This window comes from Jilunia laotingensis (assembly GCF_014385165.1).
Lineage (GTDB): Bacteria > Bacteroidota > Bacteroidia > Bacteroidales > Bacteroidaceae > Bacteroides > Bacteroides laotingensis.
On the sequence record NZ_JACRTF010000001.1, the window covers coordinates 491,813 to 509,156 of the forward strand.

Annotated in this window: 14 protein-coding genes; 9 read left to right on the forward strand and 5 right to left on the reverse strand. The window is 43.6% G+C overall.

The features are described from left to right. Positions 1-45 precede the first annotated feature (45 nt). Genes rsfS through H8744_RS02030 form a run of 3 tightly spaced genes read left to right on the forward strand, consistent with a single transcriptional unit; the run spans position 46 to position 3,315 of the window. Positions 46-405 (forward strand): ribosome silencing factor, encoded by a 360-nt coding sequence (gene rsfS / locus H8744_RS02020; RefSeq protein ID WP_262433248.1) that lies wholly within the window; start codon positions 46-48, stop codon positions 403-405. Positions 406-414: 9 nt separating this feature from the next. After that, complete coding sequence (gene ftsH / locus H8744_RS02025) at positions 415-2,463, forward strand: ATP-dependent zinc metalloprotease FtsH (RefSeq protein ID WP_262433249.1); 2,049 nt, start codon at positions 415-417, stop codon at positions 2,461-2,463. 12 nt (positions 2,464-2,475) lie between these two features. Then, complete coding sequence (locus tag H8744_RS02030; RefSeq protein ID WP_262433250.1) at positions 2,476-3,315, forward strand: phosphatidate cytidylyltransferase; 840 nt, start codon at positions 2,476-2,478, stop codon at positions 3,313-3,315. Positions 3,316-3,746: 431 nt separating this feature from the next. Here the strand turns inward: H8744_RS02030 and H8744_RS02035 are convergent, their stop codons facing one another. The 3 genes from H8744_RS02035 to surE form a co-directional block, all read right to left on the reverse strand. After that, positions 3,747-4,475, reverse strand: a complete 729-nt coding sequence (locus H8744_RS02035; RefSeq protein WP_262433251.1) for a NigD1/NigD2 family lipoprotein — start codon at positions 4,473-4,475, stop codon at positions 3,747-3,749. A gap of 88 nt (positions 4,476-4,563) precedes the next feature. Further along, positions 4,564-5,700, reverse strand: a complete 1,137-nt coding sequence (lpxB, locus tag H8744_RS02040; protein WP_262433252.1) for a lipid-A-disaccharide synthase — start codon at positions 5,698-5,700, stop codon at positions 4,564-4,566. Between the two features lie 19 nt (positions 5,701-5,719). Continuing rightward, the gene (surE, locus tag H8744_RS02045; RefSeq protein WP_262433253.1) at positions 5,720-6,484 is read right to left on the reverse strand and encodes a 5'/3'-nucleotidase SurE; all 765 of its coding nucleotides are present in this window, start codon (positions 6,482-6,484) and stop codon (positions 5,720-5,722) included. Between the two features lie 318 nt (positions 6,485-6,802). Here surE and H8744_RS02050 point away from each other — a divergent pair, with 318 nt between their 5' ends. From H8744_RS02050 to H8744_RS02070, 5 genes are all read left to right on the forward strand, one after another. Next, entirely contained in the window at positions 6,803-7,570 is a 768-nt protein-coding gene (locus tag H8744_RS02050) for a ParA family protein (protein WP_262433254.1), read from the forward strand. Positions 7,571-7,580: 10 nt separating this feature from the next. Beyond that, positions 7,581-8,471 (forward strand): ParB/RepB/Spo0J family partition protein, encoded by an 891-nt coding sequence (locus H8744_RS02055; RefSeq protein WP_262433255.1) that lies wholly within the window; start codon positions 7,581-7,583, stop codon positions 8,469-8,471. Next, complete coding sequence (locus tag H8744_RS02060) at positions 8,472-9,344, forward strand: DUF5683 domain-containing protein (protein WP_262433256.1); 873 nt, start codon at positions 8,472-8,474, stop codon at positions 9,342-9,344. Between the two features lie 32 nt (positions 9,345-9,376). Next, positions 9,377-10,672 (forward strand): lytic transglycosylase domain-containing protein, encoded by a 1,296-nt coding sequence (locus H8744_RS02065; protein ID WP_262433257.1) that lies wholly within the window; start codon positions 9,377-9,379, stop codon positions 10,670-10,672. Between the two features lie 68 nt (positions 10,673-10,740). After that, positions 10,741-12,990: a RelA/SpoT family protein gene (locus H8744_RS02070; RefSeq protein WP_262433258.1), complete on the forward strand. Its 2,250-nt coding sequence runs from the start codon at positions 10,741-10,743 to the stop codon at positions 12,988-12,990. Between the two features lie 14 nt (positions 12,991-13,004). Here the strand turns inward: H8744_RS02070 and H8744_RS02075 are convergent, their stop codons facing one another. Together H8744_RS02075 and H8744_RS02080 are read right to left on the reverse strand one after the other, a co-directional pair. Next, positions 13,005-13,352, reverse strand: coding sequence for a MerR family transcriptional regulator (locus H8744_RS02075; protein WP_262433259.1), 348 nt, complete (start codon positions 13,350-13,352; stop codon positions 13,005-13,007). A gap of 10 nt (positions 13,353-13,362) precedes the next feature. Then, positions 13,363-14,331: a M23 family metallopeptidase gene (locus tag H8744_RS02080; RefSeq protein ID WP_262433260.1), complete on the reverse strand. Its 969-nt coding sequence runs from the start codon at positions 14,329-14,331 to the stop codon at positions 13,363-13,365. Between the two features lie 105 nt (positions 14,332-14,436). Here H8744_RS02080 and alaS point away from each other — a divergent pair, with 105 nt between their 5' ends. Beyond that, positions 14,437-17,055, forward strand: a complete 2,619-nt coding sequence (alaS, locus tag H8744_RS02085; protein ID WP_262433261.1) for an alanine--tRNA ligase — start codon at positions 14,437-14,439, stop codon at positions 17,053-17,055. Positions 17,056-17,344: the final 289 nt, after the last annotated feature.

Genomic DNA, 17,344 nt, shown 5'->3' on the forward strand with positions numbered 1-17,344 from the left:
GTTATAGCATAAAAGAAAGATTGATTATTTAATTTCAACTGATAAATGAACGAGACAAAGATATTAATTGAAAAAATAACAGAAGGAATTCAAGAAAAAAAAGGTAAAAACATAGTCATAGCTGATTTAACAGATATTGGCGATACAATATGCAAATACTTTGTAATTTGTCAAGGCAATTCTCCCAGTCAGGTGAGTGCTATTGTCGATTCGATTAAAGAATCCACACGCAATGGTACCAATAGCAAACCTTTTGCTATAGACGGCCTGAGAAATGCAGAATGGGTCGCTATGGACTATTCTGACGTATTAGTACATGTATTTCTACCCGAAACGAGACATTTCTACAATCTGGAACATCTTTGGGCGGATGCCAAATTAACAACAATCCCCGACATTGACTAACATTTCGATATGGATAATAACAACAAAAAACCCAATAAAGTTAATATGCCCAAGTTCAACCTGAACTGGATGTATATGATCATAGCTCTAATGCTTTTAGGTCTCTGGTGGTCGAATCAGGGAAGCACTATGAGCAGGCAGATTCCTTACGATGAATTCCAGCAATACGTTCGTAACGGTTATGTCAGTAAAGTAGTGGGATACGATGACAATTCTGTCGAAGTTTTTATTAAGCCTCAATTTATCGGAGAAGTCTTTAAGCAAGATTCTAATCGCGTGGGTAAAAATCCGATGATCATCACGGAAGCCCCTACACGTGAAAGTCTTGGGAATTTCATTGATACGGAAAGGCAAGAAGGACACTTCGATGGATCTATCAGTTATGATAAAAAGAATAACATCTTCGGATCCATCTTAATAAATGTACTGCCTATCATCTTCTTAATAGGTTTATGGATATTCTTCATGCGCAGAATGAGCGGTGGTGCCGGTGGTGCCGGTGGTGGTGTCTTCAATGTAGGTAAATCGAAAGCGCAACTTTTCGAGAAAGGCGGTGCTATCAAAATAACCTTCAAAGACGTTGCCGGGTTGGCAGAAGCCAAACAAGAAGTTGAAGAAATTGTAGAGTTCCTAAAAGAACCACAGAAATATACGGATCTAGGAGGAAAAATACCAAAAGGCGCATTATTGGTTGGCCCTCCGGGAACGGGTAAAACATTGCTTGCCAAAGCAGTAGCAGGCGAAGCAAATGTACCCTTTTTCTCTTTGGCAGGTTCGGACTTCGTTGAAATGTTCGTAGGTGTAGGAGCATCCCGTGTCCGTGATCTTTTCCGCCAAGCAAAAGAAAAAGCGCCGTGTATTATCTTTATCGATGAGATCGATGCTGTCGGTCGTGCCCGTGGAAAAAACCCGGCTATGGGAGGAAATGACGAACGTGAAAATACGCTGAACCAATTGCTGACAGAGATGGATGGTTTCGGTTCGAACAGCGGTGTGATTATCCTTGCAGCCACCAACCGGGTAGATGTTTTGGATAAAGCCCTTTTGCGTGCAGGACGTTTCGACCGTCAAATTCATGTGGATCTACCTGATTTGAATGAACGTAAAGAAGTATTCGGGGTACATTTACGCCCGATAAAGATAGATGATACAGTCGATGTAGACTTGCTGGCTCGTCAAACTCCGGGATTCTCCGGTGCGGATATTGCAAACGTTTGTAATGAAGCTGCTTTGATCGCAGCTCGCCATGGCAAAAAATTTGTAGGAAAACAAGATTTTCTGGATGCGGTCGATCGTATTATCGGTGGTTTGGAAAAGAAGACGAAAATTACCACTGAAGCCGAACGACGTTCCATAGCTCTGCACGAGGCTGGTCATGCGAGCATTTCATGGTTGCTGGAATATGCAAATCCATTGATCAAAGTTACGATTGTTCCGCGTGGCCGCGCATTAGGTGCCGCCTGGTATCTGCCGGAGGAACGCCAGATCACAACCAAAGAGCAAATGTTGGATGAGATGTGTGCTACTTTGGGTGGTCGTGCCGCGGAAGATTTATTCTTAGGACGCATCTCTACCGGAGCCATGAATGACTTGGAGCGTGTAACGAAGCAAGCTTACGGCATGATTGCTTATTTAGGTATGAGCGAAAAACTACCGAATCTATGTTACTATAATAATGATGAATATTCCTTTAACCGCCCATACAGCGAAAAGACAGCCGAACTGATTGATGAAGAGGTCAAGAAAATGGTTAATGAGCAGTATGAACGTGCCAAGAATATTCTAATGGAACATAAAGACGGACATAACCAACTGGCTCAATTACTGATTGACAAGGAGGTTATCTTTGCTGAAGATGTTGAACGTATCTTTGGTAAACGTCCATGGGCCTCACGTTCGGAAGAGATCATGGCAGCTAAGGAAAGTAAAGAAGCTGCTGATGCCGAAAAAGCACTGGAAAAGAAAGTGAATGAAGAAGAGGAACAAGAGAAGAAAGCAAAAGAAGGGACAGCCAACACTGACACCACAGCGGATGTTGTTTCCAAATCTCAAAATTAAAATTGAAACACGTTGAAAAGTAACTTTTTAAAAAGGACTATTACCGGAGTGCTATTCGTGGCAATACTGGTGGGATGTATTCTTTATAACCCATTGTCTTTTGGGGCACTCTTCGTTTTGATCAGTGCATTGACTGTTCGTGAGTTTGGAGAACTGGTAAACAATATAGAAGGTGTAAGCGTAAATAAGACAATCATAATGCTTGGAGGGGCCTATCTGTTCCTAGCTATCATGGGATTCAGCATCGATGCAGCCGATTCAAAGATCTTCATCCCTTATTTACTACTTCTTCTATACTTGATGATCAGCGAATTATATCTTAAAAAAGAGAACCCTGTGCTTAATTGGGCATTTTCCATGTTAAGCCAATTGTATATTGCTTTACCATTTGCATTGCTAAGCGTATTGGCCTTCCAAAACGATGTGGAATTAGGAACCGTCAGTTATAATCCTATTCTTCCGCTATCCGTTTTTGTATTCATTTGGCTTAGCGATACAGGTGCTTACTGTGTCGGTTCATTAATTGGCAAACACCGACTATTCGAACGTATTTCTCCTAAGAAATCATGGGAAGGTTCCATTGGAGGCGGAGCTGTATCTATAGCTTCCTCTTTCGCATTTGCCCACTTCTTCCCGTTTATGAATACTTTTGAATGGGTGGGACTTGCACTGGTAGTAGTCATATTCGGTACTTGGGGGGATCTGACAGAGTCATTATTAAAGCGACAATTACATATTAAAGATTCAGGAAATATTCTTCCCGGTCATGGCGGAATGCTCGATCGCTTCGATAGCGCATTAATGGCTATTCCCGCAGCAGTTGTTTATTTGTATGCACTGACTTGGATTTAAATCATCCAGGTTGAATATTCATAGTAATCAGAGGAATAAAATTATCTTATTTCTTTTTTACAGATTGCACGGAATTACATATCTATATTCTATAAAACAGGTATGTAATTCCGTGTTTATAATTTAAGTTAAGTTTGGGATAAATTCACCGCATACATTTTACTCAATCATATTAACTACTTTCCCGCAGGAAATATTATTACATAAATCCAACTCCCGACTGAGGTCCCTCGACCTCGGTGATGAACACCCTCCTGATCACCGATGAAGGTCCCCTTCATCACCGAGGAAGAGGGCGTTGATCACCGAGGTCGAAAGCATGTATTTTCAATATTGATTATCAGATATTTAAGCATACACAACTGATATTACAACAGGAACATGCGACTTGGAAATTTGTCAACAGAACCGATCTCCTCAGGATACTATCATCATTCCAAATAATTTCCACCTCCGAAGTTTACTTCATCTTCAACTTCAGAGCGTCCCTTGATATCCAAAACAATCTCGACTTCACCATTCACTGCAGAATTCAGTTTTAACTTAATCCCTTTTTTCCCTTCCATGTCCAACGAATTCAGATTGAATGACACAACTCCCTGCCCCCAATGATCAGATACATCATCGTATGTGTTATACCGATACTCCAAATGAACATAACCATCCTCTACAGGTTCAACTGTCGTATTTCGTACCAGACTAACACGATGTTTCTTATAGAGAGGGATATTCTGCTCATAAATAACATTCAAATATCCATTGCTGACCCAAATATTCTGTTGTATGATATCTACCGGATCGTTACCGTATTCCGCCTCATTTTCCGACGTCAGCTCTTCCACTTGTTTGGTCAGGATAGGACGCAGTCCTTCTAACTTCACAGCCAGGTTATAACCTTCGTAGTTGTCCCACAAAGGATTAAATCTCACAAAAACCCTTTCCCCATCTACCGGCTTATACCAATAAACATCATTACCCGAAAGCCAAAGTGTCCCGTAACGATCCGAATCAAGATAATAAGCATTTCCACTCAAAACCCGAACAGTTGCCCACCCTACTCCAATATCACCAACGGAATATCCGTCATTATCATCACACGACTGTAATGCAGGTATCAGTACAAACAGTATCGCCAATAAAAACCAATTAAACCTTTTCATAATCATATCTTTCTTTGTTGTTCTGAATAATAAATAAAAAAGCCGGGCATTTACTGCACCGGCTTTACGTTTATTATCAAAAGCAAGTTTATTTTTTAAGCAATTTCACCATCTCCACGGCTGCACGATGCGGCGCACCCGGATCGCCAAGCCTTTCGGCCATATATTCATATCCATCCAACATTTCATGGCGTTTTTTCTCATCAAAGAGTAATTTTCTCAATTCGGTACGAACATTGGCAACAGTCATTGTGTCTGCCACCAATTCCTTAACAATCTCCCTGTCAGCGATCAAATTGACCAATGATATAAAACGTACTTTCAGGACGTGACGACGGATAAAAGATATCAGTTTTCCCGGAGACAAATGATAACAAACCACCTGAGGAACCTTGAAAAGAGCCGCCTCCAACGTAGCTGTACCTGAAGTTACCAATGCCGCATCAGCCTGTTGCAGCAAACGGTAGGTTTGACCGAACAAAATTTTCACATGATAGCCACCTATGTACTTCTGATAATACTCTAAGGAAATGGAAGGCGCACCGGCCAACACCAACTGATAGTCTGGAAATACGGAAGCCGCCTCGAGCATGTCAGGCAAATTATCTTTGATTTCCTGCTTCCGGCTGCCGGCAAGTAGCGCAATAATCGGTTTATTTTCCAATCGATTATCAGCTATGAAGTCAGCAAATGATTCCGAATGTGTTTCCTGGAAAACAGCCACCTCGTCTACTGTGGGATTACCTATATAATGAATAGGATATCGGTGCTTTTGCTCAAAAAACTCCACCTCGAAAGGAAGAATTGAAAACAATTCGTCGACATCGCGTTTTATATTCTTAATGCGATATTCTTTCCATGCCCATATCTTAGGGGAAATGTAATAATATACAGGAATATGAGTACGCGCATGAATAAACTTGGCTATATCCAAATTAAATCCGGGATAATCAACCAATATGACCACATCCGGTGACCAATTTACAATATCCTCTTTGCAATACCTCATGTTAGCAAAGATAGTACGCAAATGGAGCAATACAGGTATGAAACCCATATAAGCCAATTCTTTATAATGCTTTACCATCGTACCACCGACAGCACTCATCAGATCGCCACCGAAAAAACGGAACTCAGCCTCGGAATCCTCTTCCTTGAGAGCGGCCATCAAATGAGAAGCGTGCAAATCACCGGATGCTTCGCCTACAATAAGGTAATATTTCATGATATTCGCAAGTTATGAATTAAAACCAGCTCTTCAATTCATCCATAAATCCATAAGCTGTAACATCTACCGTTGTTGGCGTAATAGCCACATATCCGTTGGCCAAAGCCCAATGATCGTTCTTTTCATTGTCCGGTTCGAAATCCGTAAACTCTCCAATCAGCCAAAAGTAGTTTGCGTTTCCTTTCCTCGGGCATGCTTCCCATTCATTTGTCCAATGACCTTTTGCCTGTTCACACACCTTGATACCCTTCAATTCTTTTGTATCAGGGAAATTTACGTTCAGACAAGTTAACGGAGGAAGCCCTTTCTCAAGTACCTGCGCTGCAATCTGACGAACATAAGGTCCCGCTGCTTCAAAGTCCGCACCCGGTTCGTGGCTGCAAAGAGAAAAGCCAATAGAAGGGATGCCATTCAAGCAACCTTCCGTCACCACTCCCATTGTTCCCGAATAATGAACATTCGTAGCAGAATTATCTCCATGATTGATCCCACCGACTACCAGATCGGGCTTACGGTCAAGCACCGTATGCCAGGCAAGCTTGATACAATCGGTCGGAGTCCCTGTACATTTATATACCGTCAGCCCCACATCCTTACGAAGCAATTGATAATGCACCGGTTGCGTTACCGTCAATGCACATCCACTTCCCGAACGTGCCGAATCGGGTGCCATCACAACTATTTCGCCCAGCGGACGAAGGAATTTTATAAGCTCGCTAATGCCTTTTGCCATGATACCATCATCGTTCGAGATGAGTATCAACGGACGCTGATTCTCCATATTTCTAATCTTTCTGTTAATAGTCCGTGCAAAAGTAGCAAAAAGAATATTGCCGAACAACTATAGATAGAGAGAAAGGCCGCCTACAACTCTCCAGTCACGTTTAGAAATCTTAATCTTCTGCAAGTGAGTAAAAAAGCACTCTCATATTTAATATTAATATGTATATTTGCAGGCTGAAAAGAGAATTGGTGACAGGTTAGTCATTCAGTTATTAACAAAACCGGTGACTTTTCAACAAATTCAGTAAAGTTTCTCTTTTTTCGTAGGCGCTCTGAGGATTTATCACTTATTTCGCTGCCGATAAAATTAGATAATATGGGAAAAATTATTGCTTTGGCCAATCAAAAAGGCGGTGTAGGTAAAACAACGACTACGATTAATCTCGCAGCCTCGCTTGCCACGCTTGAAAAGAAAGTACTGGTGGTTGATGCCGACCCGCAGGCAAACGCTTCGTCCGGGTTGGGAGTAGATATCAAGCAATCGGAATGCACTATTTATGAATGCATTATAGACAGAGCCAATGTACAAGACGCTATCCATGACACTGAAATCGATTCGTTGAAAGTCATTTCTTCGCACATCAATCTGGTGGGAGCCGAAATAGAAATGCTCAACCTTAAAAACCGCGAAAAGATATTGAAAGAAGTACTAAGCCCATTAAAGGAGGAGTATGACTTTATCCTGATAGACTGCTCACCTTCACTCGGGCTCATCACAATCAATTCACTGACAGCAGCCGATTCGGTTATCATTCCGGTACAAGCCGAATATTTCGCACTTGAAGGGATCAGTAAATTGCTGAACACCATCAAAATTATCAAATCAAAGCTCAACCCGGCATTAGAGATCGAGGGATTCTTACTAACCATGTACGATTCACGTCTGCGCCAAGCCAATCAGATTTACGATGAAGTAAAACGCCACTTCCAGGAACTGGTGTTCAAAACTGTTATCCAACGTAACGTAAAACTGAGCGAAGCTCCCAGCTACGGCATACCGACCATTCTCTACGATGCCGACTCGACCGGAGCTAAAAATCATATATCCCTGGCTCAGGAAATCATTAGCAAAAACTGTAAATAAACGAAGATATATGGCTACACAAAAAAGAAATGCATTAGGTCGCGGGCTCGACGCCCTGCTTTCGATGGATGAGGTGAAAACCGAAGGCTCTTCGTCTATTAATGAAATAGAACTATCGAAAATCTCCGTCAATCCCAACCAGCCTCGTCGTGAATTTGACGAAACAGCTTTACAGGAGTTGGCCGATTCTATCAAGGAAATCGGAATCATCCAACCGATCACATTACGTAAAATCGATGACGACTCTTACCAGATCATCGCTGGCGAGCGTCGCTACCGGGCATCACTAAAAGCAGGACTGCAAACAATCCCTGCTTATATCCGTACGGCTGACGACGAGAACGTGATGGAAATGGCTCTGATTGAGAACATACAGCGTGAAGACCTTAACGCTGTAGAAATAGCCCTTGCCTACCAGCACTTATTGGAACAGTACGCACTGACACAAGAACGTCTCAGCGAACGCGTAGGCAAAAAACGCACTACTATCGCCAATTATCTGCGTCTGCTTAAACTCCCGGCACCAATACAGATGGCTTTACAGAACAAACAGATAGATATGGGACATGCCCGTGCCTTGATCACGCTGGGTGATCCTAAGTTACAGGTGAAAATTTTCGAAGAGATAGTAGAACACGGATACTCTGTGCGTAAAGTGGAAGAGATTGTGAAATCGCTCAATGAAGGTGAAACCATAAAAAGCGGTGCCCGCAAGATCACTCCCAAGCGCTCTAAGTTGCCCGAAGAGTTCAATATGTTGAAACAGCATTTATCGGGATTTTTTAATACCAAGGTACAACTCACCTGTTCCGAAAAAGGAAGAGGAAGAATCAGTATCCCCTTCAACAACGAAGAAGATCTGGAGCGTATCATGGAAATCTTCGACTCTTTAAAGAAATAAATGACAAGGAAAAATCTGAAATATAAATCCTGCCTCATAACCCTGCTTCTCTGTATGCTACAGGCGGCAGGGATTGATGTATATGCACAGGAACCTGCACAAACAGTTTCCCGTGATTCGGTAATCGTCCGTGAAGCTCCCAAAGCTCGTGCCCGCCGACACCGTGAGCTACCTCCCCAATCAACGGATTCATTAAAAGACACCCATTCACTAATCAGCCGTGACAGTATCACAGCCATTCGACTTGACAGCATGGAGATGCATGCCATCGCGCCTGCCATTGCCGATAGCCTCGACAAAGTGAACAAGCAAAACCTGAAAGAGATGGAAACCTCCATCACTCCCCAATTGCCCAAGGACAGTGTGCCACCAACCATTCCGCAAAAAGTATGGACACCTAATCCTACAAAAGCGACGTGGCTGGCCGTTGTATTCCCCGGTGGCGGACAGATTTACAATCGTAAATTCTGGAAGCTCCCCATCATTTACGGAGGATTTGCCGGTTGTGCGTACGCTCTTAGCTGGAATGGGAAAATGTACAAGGACTACTCCCGGGCTTATCTAGATATCATGGACAGTGACCCGACCACAAACAGTTATAAAGAAATATTGCCTCCCAATAATAAAACAGAAGCACAATTGAAAGAACTTTTACGCAAACGTAAAGACATGTTCCGACGATACCGCGACTTGAGTATATTCGCTTTTATCGGTGTATACCTCATTTCGATTGTCGATGCTTATGTCGATGCCGAATTGTCGAACTTCGACATCTCGCCCGACTTGAGTATGAGAATCGAACCGGCTATTATCAATGACAATTTTCACCCTAATTCCAGATCTGTGGGCGTGCAATGCTGCCTTCGATTTTAAGGAAAGCACTATTCAAAATTAAACAATTAAGAATGAAGAGAATAAAAAGCTATTATCCCCTTATCTTCTTTTTCCTGTTGGCAACCTCACAGGTAAAAGCACAAAGTGTAGACGTAACCATTAAAGAAAACGGAACCGAACGGCAAGAAAGCATAGAGCTTCCGAAAAGCATGACCTATCCGCTGGACAGCCTGCTGAGCGACTGGAAAGCGAAAAACTATATCGATTTAGGCAAGGATTGCAGTACCTCTGAAGTCAACCCGCAATTCAGTGATTCTGTATACATCGACCGCTTGTCACGAATTCCTGCTGTCATGGAAATGCCTTACAACGATATCGTGCGCAAGTTCATCGAGATGTATTCCGGCCGGCTACGCAGCCAAGTATCATTTATGCTGAGCGCCTGCAACTTCTACATGCCCATTTTCGAAGAAGCACTCGATGCTTACAATCTCCCGTTCGAATTGAAATACCTTCCCATCATCGAATCTGCCCTCAATCCATCGGCCGTATCCCGTGTCGGTGCATCCGGTCTATGGCAGTTCATGCTTGCTACGGGTAAAATGTATGGTCTGGAGTCAAACAGTCTTGTAGACGAACGCCGAGACCCGATAAAAGCGACCTGGGCGGCTGCCCGCTACTTGAAAGAGCTGTATGGCATATATGGCGATTGGAATCTCGTCATTGCCGCTTATAACTGCGGACCGGGAACCATCAACAAAGCAATACGCCGTGCAGACGGAAAGACCGATTACTGGGAGATATACAACTATCTGCCCAAAGAGACACGTGGTTACGTTCCGGCATTTATTGCCGCCAATTATGTAATGACATATTATTGCGATCACAACATCTGTCCAATGGAAACCGATATTCCTGCCGCCACGGATACAGTGCAGGTAACCAAAAATCTTCACTTCGAACAGATTGCGGATCTTTGCGGAATCAGTATGGAACAGATTAAAAGCCTTAACCCGCAATATAAAAAGAATATTATTCCCGGAGACAATAAGCCCTACACGCTTCGCCTTCCTCAAAGCTATATCAGTACCTTCATCGACCAGCAAGATACCATCTACGTTCATCGGATGGACGAATTATTTCATAACCGGAAAACAATTGCAATCAAAGACGATGTTCCCCCTAGCCGGACAAGAAGCAAAGCTACCGTCGGAAAGGGCAATTTAACTTATCATAAAATCAAAAGCGGGGAGACATTAGGTGCCATTGCTGAAAAATACGGTGTGCGTGTGAAGGATATCCAAAGTTGGAATGGCCTGCGAAATACTAGGATTGCAGCGGGAAAACGACTGAAAATATACAAATAAACGCATCTTTGCTTGTGAGGAGTTGAAAAATGCTTATTTTTGCAGAAAGCAATGAAAGGATAGCATTTATGGACAATATACCCCCAAGAGAAATAGCAGAAGAAGAGATGATCGAACAAGCGTTCCAAGAACTGCTGGACGATTACTTGGCAACCAAACACCGTAAACGTGTTGAAATCATAACCAAAGCCTTTAATTTTGCCAATCAGGCACATAAAGGAATAAAGCGCCGTTCGGGTGAGCCGTACATCATGCATCCGATTGCCGTTGCCAAAATCGTATGCAATGAGATCGGCCTCGGTTCTACTTCCATCTGTGCGGCACTTCTACACGATGTTGTAGAAGATACGGACTACACGGTTGAAGATATCGAAAACATCTTTGGCCCGAAGATTGCACAGATCGTAGACGGTCTGACCAAAATATCGGGGGGAATCTTCGGTGACCGCGCTTCCGCTCAGGCAGAAAACTTCAAGAAGCTATTGCTCACTATGTCCGATGACATCCGTGTTATCCTGATAAAAATAGCCGACCGTCTCCATAACATGCGCACGCTGGGTTCAATGCTTCCCAACAAGCAGTACAAAATCGCGGGAGAAACACTTTACATTTACGCTCCTCTTGCCAACCGTCTCGGACTATATAAGATAAAAACCGAACTTGAAAATCTCAGTTTCAAGTACGAACATCCCGAAGAATATCAGGAAATCGAAGCTAAACTCAATGCCACGGCTGCCGAACGTGATAAGGTCTTCAAAGAATTCACCGCCCCCATCCGCTTGCAACTGGATAAGATGGGATTAAAATACCGCATTCTCGCACGTGTCAAGTCGATCTATTCCATATGGAATAAGATGCAGACCAAGCATGTCCCTTTTGAAGAGATATATGACCTGTTAGCCGTCCGTATCATCTTCGAACCGAGGAATCCGGAGGAAGAACTGAACGACTGCTTCGATATTTACGTTTCCATCTCCAAAATATATAAACCTCATCCCGATCGTTTACGTGACTGGGTGAGCCATCCGAAAGCAAATGGCTATCAAGCACTCCACGTCACTCTTATGGGGAATAACGGACAATGGATCGAAGTCCAAATCCGCAGCGAACGTATGAACGATGTGGCCGAACAAGGATTTGCCGCCCATTGGAAGTATAAAGAAGGTGGGGGCAGCGAGGATGAAGGTGAACTGGAAAAATGGCTTAAAACCATTAAGGAAATCCTTGACGATCCGCAACCCGATGCCATCGACTTTCTAGACACCATCAAGTTAAATCTGTTTGCTTCGGAAATATTCGTATTCACCCCGAAAGGTGAACTTAAAACGATGCCTCAGAACTCTACGGCACTGGATTTTGCCTTTTCCCTCCATACGGACATAGGTAGCCACTGTATCGGTGCCAAAGTGAACCATAAGTTAGTACCGCTCAGTCATAAATTGCAAAGTGGCGATCAGGTGGAAATATTGACCTCCAAATCACAACGGGTACAACCTCAGTGGGAAGCATTCGCTACTACAGCACGTGCGCGTGCAAAGATAGCCGCCATTCTCAAAAAAGAACGGAAAAACCACCAGAAAGAGGGTGAAGAATTACTCAACGAATTCCTTAAAAAAGAAGAGATTCGTCCGGACACAGTTGCTATCGAAAAGTTACGTAAACTGCATAACATGAAAAGCGAGGAGGAGTTGCTTGTTGCCATTGGTAATAAAACCATCATATTGGGAGATGCCGATAAGAATGAACTGAAAGAAAAGCAAAGCAACAACTGGAGGAAATACCTGACTTTCTCATTCGGTAGCAGTAACAATAAAGAAAAACAACAGGAAGAAAAGGAACCTCAGGAAAAAGAAGTTATCAACCCCAAACAGATTCTGAAACTCACTGAGGAAGCCCTGCAAAAGAAATACATCATGGCGGAATGTTGTCATCCTATACCGGGTGATGACGTATTAGGTTACATTGATGAAAACGACCGGGTCATTATCCACAAACGCCAATGTCCGGTAGCAGCCAAACTAAAAAGCAGCTATGGCAACCGCATCATTGCAACGGCATGGGATACACACAAAGCCCTCTCCTTTTTGGTATATATATATATAAAAGGTATAGACAGTATGGGGCTGCTGAATGAAATCACACAGATCATCTCACGGCAACTCAATGTGAACATCCGTAAACTGGAGATGGAAACCACCGATGGTATCTTTGAAGGTAAAGTGCAAATTTATGTTCATGACGTTGAAGACGTGAAAGCCATCTGCAATAACTTGCGAAAGATAAAGAACATCAAAGAGGTAACGAGAGTAGAGAATTAAAACGATCCATAACTTCATGGATAAGAGAAGCCGTCCAATTCTTTCTTCATAGCCAGCAACTCCTCTTTTATACTTTTCAGGCGATCTATAATTTCATAGTTACGGACGGTCGCCTCTTTATTGTCTTTCAGCTTCTGACGGGCACCGGGAAGAGTCATTCCCTTCTCTTTGACCAGATGATAGATCAGAGCAATCGTATCTACATCCTCCTTAGTATACTGACGAACCCCACGCCCGTTCGTTTTGGGTGTGATCTGTGGGAATTCCTTCTCCCAAAAGCGGAGCAGAGAAGGATTTACATTAAACATATCCGCTACTTCGGCTATGGAGTAGTAGAGTCTGATACTCTTATTTTTATTCATTACCATGCTTTTAATCGAACACTTTACCGTGGTTGGCAGCTATCTGAATCATCTTATCATAGTCCTCGGCACTCAGATCCATAAAGTAATAATTCACAGGGTTCATTATTTGCCCTTTAAAGTGTACCTCGTAATGCAAATGAGGGCCGGTACTCTTTCCCGTACTTCCTACTCCGGCAATAACTTCACCGCGCACCACCTTCTTTCCGAGTTTGGTACGGAAATCCCGTAGATGGGCGTACCGTGTACGATAGCCGAATCCATGATCTATCTCAACAGTATTACCGTATCCGGTTTCCCAACCGACTTTCACTACGACACCGTCCCCTGTCGCGTAAACATCCGTCCCCGGATTCGCAGAAAAGTCCATACCGGCATGGAATTTAGAAGTTCCATAAATAGGATCGACACGTGTTCCATACCCTGATGCTGTTTTCTTCAGATCTTTATTCGATATCGGCTGAATGGCAGGCATACATCGCAGCATCTCGTCATGATTCTTACACATTGCCACCACATCGTCAAACGATTTTGACTGGATGTACAATTGCTTATTGAGTATATCCATCTTCTGGGTCGTATTAACCACCAATTGCGAGTTCGCCATATCCATTAACTCCTCATAACGGTTCGTCCCTCCAAAACCTGCTTTACGGATAGCCGGAGAAACCGGATCAGCCTGAAGAATCACCCGGTAAAGGTTATCGTCACGTTGCTGTACATCCTGTAACACCCCCAATGCTTCATCCAGCCGTCGTGAAAGCACATTATATTGTGCCAACAAACGGCTGTTTTCCATTCTTAACTCCTTCTCGGAAGGAGAACCGAAGATCAGCAACAACACAATGAAACATCCGGCACCCAATCCCATACCGATAAACAGCCTGCGAAGAATGCTCAACGCCCTTTGGCGGACGGTGGGATATATACGGTCGTAGGTCTGTGTTCGTGGATTATATATGTAGTAAACTTTGCGCATCTTAGGAAATATTTCGATGATTAATGGGGCAAAAATAATAAAAACAAGCTATCTTTGCATCGTTTTTTTGAGAATATTAACCTCAACAATAGATATATAAGAAGTATGTTGACTGCAAAAGAGACCAGAGATTCGTTCAAGAATTTCTTTGAGTCAAAAGGACATCAGATCGTTCCTTCGGCTCCTATGGTAATTAAAGATGACCCCACCCTGATGTTTACCAATGCGGGGATGAATCAGTTTAAAGATATAATTTTGGGCAACCACCCGGCGAAATACCACAGAGTCGCAGACTCACAGAAATGCCTCCGTGTTAGTGGAAAGCATAATGACCTCGAAGAAGTAGGACATGATACGTATCATCATACGATGTTCGAGATGCTCGGGAACTGGTCGTTCGGTGACTATTTCAAAAAAGAAGCCATCAGTTGGGCATGGGAATACCTGGTGGAAGTTTTGAAATTAAATCCTGAACACCTATATGCCACCGTTTTTGAAGGTAGCCCTGAAGAAGGTTTGGAGCGTGACAATGAAGCAGCTTCTTATTGGGAACAGTTCCTTCCGAAAGACCACATCATCAACGGCAACAAGCACGACAACTTCTGGGAAATGGGTGATACAGGTCCTTGCGGTCCATGCTCGGAAATCCATATCGACCTGCGTCCGGCTGAAGAACGTGCCAAGGTTTCAGGTCGCGAACTTGTGAATCATGATCATCCACAAGTGATCGAAATATGGAATCTCGTATTCATGCAATACAACCGCAAAGCTGACAGCAGCCTCGAACCGCTTCCGGCAAAAGTAATCGATACCGGAATGGGATTCGAACGTCTTTGTATGGCTTTACAAGGCAAGACCTCCAATTATGATACGGACGTGTTCCAACCACTCATCAAGGCAATTGCTCAAATGGCAGGAACAGAATACGGCAAAGACCAGCAGGCAGATGTTGCCATGCGTGTAATTGCCGACCACATACGTACCATCGCCTTTTCTATCACAGATGGCCAGTTGCCGTCCAATGCAAAAGCCGGTTATGTGATTCGCCGTATCCTGCGTCGTGCCGTACGTTATGGTTACACTTTCTTAGGACAGAAACAGGCTTTTATGTACAAACTTCTTCCTGTCCTTATCGACAACATGGGAGACGCATACCCTGAACTGATAGCCCAGAAAGGACTGATCGAGAAAGTAATCAAGGAAGAAGAGGAATCTTTCCTTCGTACACTCGAAACAGGTATTCGCCTGCTCGACAAAACAATGGCCGATGCTAAGGCAGCAGGTCAGACAGAAATCAGCGGCAAAGATGCATTTACATTATATGACACATTCGGTTTCCCACTTGACCTCACCGAGCTGATCCTTCGTGAAAACGGCATGACCGTGAACAACGAAGAGTTCAATGCCGAAATGCAACAGCAGAAACAACGCGCACGCAACGCTGCTGCCATCGAGACCGGTGACTGGATCACCCTAAAAGAAGGTACCACTGAGTTCGTTGGCTACGATTACACGGAATATGAAACGTCTATTCTTCGCTATCGTCAGGTGAAACAGAAAAACCAGACATTGTATCAGATCGTATTGGATTACACTCCGTTCTATGCCGAAAGTGGTGGTCAGGTAGGTGATACAGGGGCGCTGGTAAGCGAATTTGAAACTATAGAAGTAATCGATACCAAAAAAGAGAACAACCTTCCGATCCATATTACCAAGAAATTACCCGAACATCCGGAAGCACCGATGATGGCATGTGTCGATACTGATAAGCGTGCGGCTTGTGCCGCAAATCATTCGGCAACCCACCTGCTGGATGAAGCCCTTCGTGAAGTTCTTGGTGAACATGTCGAGCAGAAAGGTTCATTGGTAACTCCTGACTCCCTCCGTTTCGACTTCTCCCATTTCCAAAAAGTAACGGATGAAGAAATCCGCAAAGTGGAACATATGGTGAACGCCAAAGTCCGTGCCAACATTCCTTTGCAAGAATACCGCAACCTTCCCATCGAAGAAGCCAAAGAACTAGGAGCAATCGCTCTGTTCGGTGAAAAGTATGGCGACCATGTTCGCGTCATTCAGTTCGGTTCATCGGTTGAGTTTTGTGGTGGCACGCATGTAGCCGCCACCGGAAACATCGGAATGGTGAAAATCATGTCCGAAAGTTCCGTAGCAGCCGGAGTACGCCGTATCGAAGCTTATACGGGAGCAAGAGTGGAAGAAATGCTGGATACCGTACAGGACACATTAAATGACCTGAAAGCTTTGTTCAACAACGCCCCCGACCTTGGAGTGGCTATCCGCAAATATATCGACGAGAATGCCGGATTGAAAAAACAGGTAGACGACTTCATGAAGGAAAAAGAGGCTGCATTGAAAGAACGCCTGTTAAAGAACGTACAGGAAATAAACGGTGTAAAAGTGATAAAGCTTTGCGCCCCGATGCCTGCTGAGGTAGTGAAAAACATTGCTTTCCAGATTCGTGGCGAGATTACCGACAACCTGTTCTTTGTAGCCGGAACTGTTGACAACAACAAGCCAATGCTTACCGTGATGATCAGCGACAACCTCGTTGCAGGTGGTCTGAAAGCCGGCACCCTGGTTAAAGAGGCAGCGAAACTGATTCAAGGCGGTGGCGGTGGTCAACCTCACTTCGCAACAGCCGGAGGTAAAAACGCGGACGGGTTGAATGCAGCAATAGAAAAGGTATTGGAATTGGCTGGAATTTAAAAGATCCTCTTCTAAAAAAATCAATAGAATAAGAAGGTGTTTCGCACACGCGATTCACCTTCTTTCATTTGTAATTACACTAAACATTCTCCTGTAGTGTCTTCTCTATGGGAGCTAAGTACAATTCTTTAACATCATCGTATATCAGAAAACACTAACACTTTCCGTATAAAGCGACGCACAACCCATCAATTCCATCGTACCTTGTTTAACATTTCTAACATGGAAGTATACAAAATGAACAGATCCACTTATCGGATTAAATATCTCACCCTTCCAAAATGTTAAA

Excerpts from the sequence above, each read along its gene's own strand:
- rsfS (WP_262433248.1), top strand. The coding sequence starts at position 46 with ATGAACGAGACAAAGATATTAATTGAAAAAATAACAGAAGGAATTCAA.
- ftsH (WP_262433249.1), top strand. The coding sequence starts at position 415 with ATGGATAATAACAACAAAAAACCCAATAAAGTTAATATGCCCAAGTTC.
- H8744_RS02035 (WP_262433251.1), bottom strand. The coding sequence starts at position 4,475 with ATGAAAAGGTTTAATTGGTTTTTATTGGCGATACTGTTTGTACTGATA.
- lpxB (WP_262433252.1), bottom strand. The coding sequence starts at position 5,700 with ATGAAATATTACCTTATTGTAGGCGAAGCATCCGGTGATTTGCACGCT.
- surE (WP_262433253.1), bottom strand. The coding sequence starts at position 6,484 with ATGGAGAATCAGCGTCCGTTGATACTCATCTCGAACGATGATGGTATC.
- H8744_RS02050 (WP_262433254.1), top strand. The coding sequence starts at position 6,803 with ATGGGAAAAATTATTGCTTTGGCCAATCAAAAAGGCGGTGTAGGTAAA.
- H8744_RS02055 (WP_262433255.1), top strand. The coding sequence starts at position 7,581 with ATGGCTACACAAAAAAGAAATGCATTAGGTCGCGGGCTCGACGCCCTG.
- H8744_RS02060 (WP_262433256.1), top strand. The coding sequence starts at position 8,472 with ATGACAAGGAAAAATCTGAAATATAAATCCTGCCTCATAACCCTGCTT.
- H8744_RS02065 (WP_262433257.1), top strand. The coding sequence starts at position 9,377 with ATGAAGAGAATAAAAAGCTATTATCCCCTTATCTTCTTTTTCCTGTTG.
- H8744_RS02070 (WP_262433258.1), top strand. The coding sequence starts at position 10,741 with ATGGACAATATACCCCCAAGAGAAATAGCAGAAGAAGAGATGATCGAA.
- H8744_RS02075 (WP_262433259.1), bottom strand. The coding sequence starts at position 13,352 with ATGAATAAAAATAAGAGTATCAGACTCTACTACTCCATAGCCGAAGTA.
- H8744_RS02080 (WP_262433260.1), bottom strand. The coding sequence starts at position 14,331 with ATGCGCAAAGTTTACTACATATATAATCCACGAACACAGACCTACGAC.
- alaS (WP_262433261.1), top strand. The coding sequence starts at position 14,437 with ATGTTGACTGCAAAAGAGACCAGAGATTCGTTCAAGAATTTCTTTGAG.